Below are 5659 nucleotides of genomic sequence, written 5' to 3' on the forward strand. Positions count from 1 at the left end.
CGAGATAGCGGCCGAAATCGCGGCCCTCGTCGAGCATTTCGGCGGTCATGATCTTGCCGCGGTCATACTGACGCGCGTCGTCCCAGCGCAGCGGCCGGCACAGCCGGTGGTTCATGCCGATGTCGAGGGCGAGCATCAGGAAGATCACGGTCTGCAACCGCTCGGCGAGGTCGAAGGCGTGCGCCGCGAACTCGAACGCCTCGGTCGGATCCTCGGGGAACAGCAGCACGTGCTTGGTGTCGCCATGCGAGGCATAGGCGCAGGCGATGATGTCGCATTGCTGGGTGCGGGTCGGCATGCCGGTCGAGGGGCCGGCGCGCTGCACGTTCATGATCACCGCCGGCACCTCGGCGAAATAGGACAGACCGATGAACTCGGTCATCAGCGAAATGCCGGGACCGGAGGTCGCGGTGAAGGCGCGGGCGCCGTTCCAGGAGGCGCCGATGACGATGCCGATGGAAGCCAGCTCGTCCTCGCCCTGCACGATGGCGTATTTGGCCTTGCCGGTCTCGGGGTCGTGGCGCAGCCGCTTGCAATGGCTGGTGAAGGCATCCGCGAGCGACGACGACGGCGTGATCGGATACCAGGCGCAGACGGTGGCGCCGCCATAAACCGCGCCGAGCGCCGCCGCGCTGTTGCCCTCGATGAAGATGCGGTCGCCGACCTTGTCGGACTTCCTGACGCGAAGCCCGATCGGGCAGCTCAGGTTCTTCAACGCCCAGTCGCGGCCGAGATGCAATGCGTGGACGTTGGAGGAGAGCAGCTTCTCCTTGGTCTTGTACTGCTCGCCGATCAGTTGCTCGATCAGCTTCGGGTCCATGTCGAGCAGTGCGGAGAGCGCGCCGAGATAGATGATGTTCTTGAAGAGCTGGCGCTGCCGCGGATCAGTGTAGGTCGAATTGGTGATCGCGGTCAGTGGCACGCCGATCACCGTGATGTCGTTGCGAAACTTCGACGTCGGCATCGGCTTGGTCGAGTCGTAGAACAGGTAGCCGCCGGGCTCGATCGAGGCGACGTCCTTGTCCCAGGTCTGCGGGTTCATCGCCACCATCATGTCGACGCCGCCGCGGGCGCCGAGATGGCCGGCTTCGGTCACCCGCACCTCGTACCAGGTCGGCAGGCCTTGGATGTTGGAGGGGAAGATGTTGCGCGGGGAGACCGGCACGCCATGGCGCAGGATCGACCGGGCGAACATCTCGTTGGCGGAGGCCGAGCCCGAGCCGTTGACGTTGGCGAAGCGGACGACGAAGTCGTTTACGCTGCTGATCGGCTTTTGCTCGGGCATGTCGTACCTGCGTGAGTCATGTCGATGAGATATTTCTGCATGTCCCAGGCGCCGGTGGGACAGCGTTCGGCGCACAGCCCGCAATGCAGGCAGACGTCCTCGTCCTTGACCATGACGCGTCCGGTCTTGAGGTCGGAGGACACGTAGAGGCTCTGGTCCGGGTGCGGCGAGGGCGCCTTCAGGCGCTGTCGGAGATCGGCCTCGTCGCCGTTCTCGGTGAAGGTGATGCAGTCCATCGGGCAGATGTCGACGCAGGCATCGCACTCGATGCAGAGCGGCGTGGAGAAGATGGTCTGCACGTCGCAGTTCAGGCAGCGCTCGGCCTCGCCGAGCGCGAGCTTGACGTCATAGCCGAGCTCGACCTCGGCGCGGATGTCCTTCAGCGCGATCACCTTCTCGCGATGCGGCACCTTGAAGCGCTTGTCGGCCGAAATGTCGTTGTCGTAGCTCCATTCGTGGATGCCCATCTTCTGCGAGGTGACGTGCACCTCGGGCAGCGGGCGCTCCTGCACGTCCTCGCCGGACAGCAGCCGGTGGATCGAGAGCGCGGCATCGTGGCCGTGCGCCACCGCCCAGATGATGTTCTTCGGGCCGAATGCGGCGTCGCCGCCGAAGAACACCTTCGGATGGCTGGAGCCCATGGTCTTGGCATCGACCTTGGGCATGTTCCATTTGTCGAACTCGACGCCGCAGTCGCGCTCGATCCAGGGGAAGGCGTTCTCCTGGCCGACGGCGACCAGCACGTCGTCGCACGGAATGGTCTGGTCCGGCTCGTCGGTCGGCACCAGATTGCGCTTGCCCTTCGCATCATATTCCGCCTTCACCTTCTGGAAGGTGATACCGGTGAGCTTGCCGTTCTTGTGGACGAAGGCGACCGGCACCATGAAGTTGAGGATCGGAATGTCCTCATGCATGGCGTCCTCCTTCTCCCAGGGAGACGCCTTCATCTCCTCGAAGCCGGAGCGCACGATCACCTTGACGTCCTCGCCGCCGAGGCGGCGGGCGGTGCGGCAGCAATCCATCGCGGTGTTGCCGCCGCCGAGCACGATCACGCGCCTGCCGATCTTGTCGGTATGGCCGAACGAGACGCTGGAGAGCCAATCGATGCCGATATGGATATTGGCGGCGGCTTCCTTGCGACCGGGGATGTCGAGCTCGCGGCCGCGCGGCGCGCCGCTTCCGACGAAGATCGCGTCATATCCGTCGGCCAGCAGCTTCTTCATGCTGTCGATGCGCTGGCCGCCCTTGAACTCGATGCCGAGGTGGAGGATGTAGTCGGTTTCCTCGTCGATCACCGAGTCCGGCAAACGGAATTTCGGGATCTGGCTCCGCATCATGCCGCCGGCTTTCGGATCGGCGTCGAACACGGTGCAGTGATAGCCGAGCGGGGCGAGATCGCGCGCCACCGTCAGCGACGCCGGGCCGCCGCCGATCAGCGCGATGCGCTTGCCGTTCTTCGGCGACGGTTTCGGCAGGCGCGATTTGATGTCATCCTTGAAGTCGGCGGCGACGCGCTTCAGCCGGCAGATCGCGACCGGGTTTTCCTCGACGCGGCCTCTGCGGCAGGCGGGCTCGCAAGGGCGGTCGCAGGTGCGTCCGAGAATTCCCGGAAACACGTTCGATTTCCAATTGATCATGTAGGCGTCGCTGTAGCGGCCCTGGGCGATCAATCGGATGTATTCGGGGACGGGGGTGTGCGCGGGACAGGCCCATTGGCAATCGACCACTTTGTGAAAGTAGTCGGGGGCCGAGATGTCAGTCGGTTTCATTCCTACCTTCCGCGCCGGCCTTGCGGCCGTGCGGCCTTTGCCTTTTTGGAACGCCTACCCTGCGTTCTCTTGGTTCTCGGATGCGAGCATGCGGCGGTCTTATTAGAGCCATTCAACACGATGACAAAGGCAAATCTGCCCACGCAATGTGCTTTTCATTGGTGCACTGCCATCACGTTATGTCACGGCACGTAATATGTGGCAGTGCAACAAACGTGCCATGCACCAAATCGTGCGTTAACCGTCCGGGGCAACCAAATGGTTGGCTAAAAGGTTGCAATATCGGCCTTGGCGAGGTCCCACATCAGGTCATAGACTCCCGAGGAGACCAGCATTGCGGGCAACGGCGTCGATGTGCCGGCAAAGCGCGCCGCCATCAGTGCCGTGATCGCATTCACATTGGTGCCGTCGATCAGGACGAACCAGTCGGCCGCGCCGTCGGCGACCGGAAGCTCCGGCGTCGGTCCGGACAGCGTGGGGTCGCTCTCGATCAGGTGCAGCGAGATGATGTCGTCGAGCTCGCCCGGATCGAGCCGCTTCGCAAGCTCCGCGCGCAGGGCGGCTTCCTGGCCGCCTTGCGGCCGCAGCCGGACGATGCCGAGCGCGGCGCCGCGGCCCTTGCCCTGGCTCGCCGTGACGCGGGCGACCGCGCGGATCATGTTTCGGAACCGCGCCATGTTCTTCCGCGAGCCCTCGGTCGGATGGCCGAGCTTGGCCCAGTAGGCCGGGCTGTCGAGCACCTCGATGTCGCGGGTCGAATAGAGGCACAGATATTTCGGGCTGCCGACATGGGCGACATAGCGCCGCGCCTCGATGAAGCCGTCGATCGCGACGCGTTCCTCCAGATGCTCGCGGTCATACCAGCGGTTGAACTCGGCCTCGTCAGACGGATCGATATCCATCGACGTCAGCAGCATGCCCTTTCCGGCGATCGGCATTCTCTACTCCTCTGCACTCGTTCCGCAATCTGTCCCTCATGGTGAGGAGGCGCGCTCAAGCAGGTGCGCGTTGTCGAAAAATGGTGTCCAAAGCGCGCCGTCTCGAACCATGAGGCCCCCGCAGGCGCATTTCGGGCTTCATCCTGCGAGACGCCGCTGTGCGGCTCCTCAGGATGAGGGGGAGCACCGCCTGCTCATTTCGCAATCTTCGATGCCAGGATCTTGGAGGCCACGTCCGCGATCGCCTTCATCACGGCATTGCGAACGCCGGGATCATACAGCGAATGACCGGCCTCTTCGACGAACCTCACTTCGGCAGGCCAGCGCGCGGCGAGCGCGTGCGAGGTCGAGGGCGGGCAAAGCAGGTCGTAACGACCCTGCACGATGATGCCGGGGATGTCCGCGAGCCTGGCTGCCTCGGCCATGAGCTGATCGGGCCGCATGAAGCAGTCGTTAATGAAATAATGCGCTTCCATGAACGGCGTGGAGGGCAGAGCGCCGCCGGACTTGAGCGATGCCGGATCGAGCCGCGTGCGCGTCGGGTTGTGCTCGGACAGGATGCGCTCGGTGTCATGCCAGGCGCGCGCGGCGGGACCGTGCACCGCCGCGTCGGGATCGAGGATGCGGCGCCAATAGGCCTCGACCGGCCGCACCCGCTCCTCCGGCGGCAGCACGCCCAGAAAATCATCAAACAGGTCGGGATAGAACCGCGGCAGCACGTCCGTGAAGCCTTTTTCGACCTCCGCTTGCGTGCCGAGGAAGGTCGCGCGCAGCACCATGCCGGAAACGCGCGCGGGATGCGCCTGCGCATAAGCCAGCGCCAGGGTCGCGCCCCAGGAACCGCCGGCCACCAGCCAGCGCTCGAAGCCGAATTTTTCGCGGATCAGCTCCAGGTCCGCGATCAGATGCGGCAGCGTGTTGGCGTCGCGGCTGCCCTTGGGGCGGCTGCGGCCGCAGCCGCGCTGGTCGAACAGCACGGCGTGGAAGCGCTCGGGGTCGAACAGCCGCCGGTGGTCCGGCTGGCAGCCCGAGCCCGGCCCGCCATGCAGGTAGACCGCCGGCACGCCGCCGTCGCGGCCAATGCTCTCGACATACAATTCGTGGCCGTCCCCGACGGCAATATGTTCCTGGGTGAGCGGGGCGAACGGGTCGGCGCGCCGCGCGAAGCGGGCGGCGTCGGCGTCAGGCGCCATGGTCGCCGCCTGTCTCCAGCGTGCCACCGGCGAAATTGCGATAGAGGAAGCGGGTGTGGTCGGCCGCCGCCTCGGTCTCGGCCTGCTTGAAGATCTGTTCATGCAGCGGCGACAGCGCGCAGGCGGGATCGGTGCTGCCGGCGTCGCCGGTCAGCGCAAAGGCCTGGCAGCGGCAGCCGCCGAAATCGATCTCGCGAAACTCGCAGCTTGCGCACGGCTCCTTCATCCAGCCGGTGCCGCGATAGCGGTTGAAGGCCTCCGAGTTCTGCCAGATCCAGGCAATCGAATGGTTCGAGCGGACAGACAGGAATTCGAGCCCGGTGATGGTCTCGGCGGCGTGGCAGGGCAGCACCTTGCCGGCGGGCGAGATGTTGAAGAACTGCCGGCCCCAGCCGCCCATGCATTTCTTCGGCCGCAGCGCGTAATAGTCCGGCACGACATAGTCGATCGCGAGCGTGCCCTTCAGCCGCTCGC

General features: G+C 65.1%; 5 protein-coding genes. All 5 read right to left on the reverse strand.

Annotated features, from left to right (window positions below; all coding sequences use genetic code 11):
- On the reverse strand, positions 1–1285 hold a 1285-nt coding region (locus tag JOY90_RS07385; RefSeq protein ID WP_291690490.1), incomplete at its 3' end, for a 2-oxoacid:acceptor oxidoreductase family protein.
- Positions 1255–3054, reverse strand: coding sequence for an FAD-dependent oxidoreductase (locus JOY90_RS07390; protein WP_291690491.1), 1800 nt, complete (start codon positions 3052–3054; stop codon positions 1255–1257). The genes JOY90_RS07385 and JOY90_RS07390, both read right to left, overlap by 31 nt.
- 266 nt (positions 3055–3320) lie before the next feature.
- Positions 3321–3992 (reverse strand): DUF4286 family protein, encoded by a 672-nt coding sequence (locus JOY90_RS07395; RefSeq protein WP_291690492.1) that lies wholly within the window; start codon positions 3990–3992, stop codon positions 3321–3323.
- A gap of 194 nt (positions 3993–4186) precedes the next feature.
- Complete coding sequence (pip, locus tag JOY90_RS07400; RefSeq protein WP_291690493.1) at positions 4187–5185, reverse strand: prolyl aminopeptidase; 999 nt, start codon at positions 5183–5185, stop codon at positions 4187–4189.
- On the reverse strand, positions 5175–5659 hold a 485-nt coding region (locus tag JOY90_RS07405), incomplete at its 5' end, for an SPASM domain-containing protein (protein ID WP_291690494.1). The genes pip and JOY90_RS07405, both read right to left, overlap by 11 nt.

Origin of the sequence: Bradyrhizobium sp. (assembly GCF_019242285.1) — a bacterium.
Taxonomy (GTDB): domain Bacteria; phylum Pseudomonadota; class Alphaproteobacteria; order Rhizobiales; family Xanthobacteraceae; genus Bradyrhizobium.

Excerpts from the sequence above, each read along its gene's own strand:
- JOY90_RS07390 (WP_291690491.1), bottom strand. The coding sequence starts at position 3,054 with ATGAAACCGACTGACATCTCGGCCCCCGACTACTTTCACAAAGTGGTC.
- JOY90_RS07395 (WP_291690492.1), bottom strand. The coding sequence starts at position 3,992 with ATGCCGATCGCCGGAAAGGGCATGCTGCTGACGTCGATGGATATCGAT.
- pip (WP_291690493.1), bottom strand. The coding sequence starts at position 5,185 with ATGGCGCCTGACGCCGACGCCGCCCGCTTCGCGCGGCGCGCCGACCCG.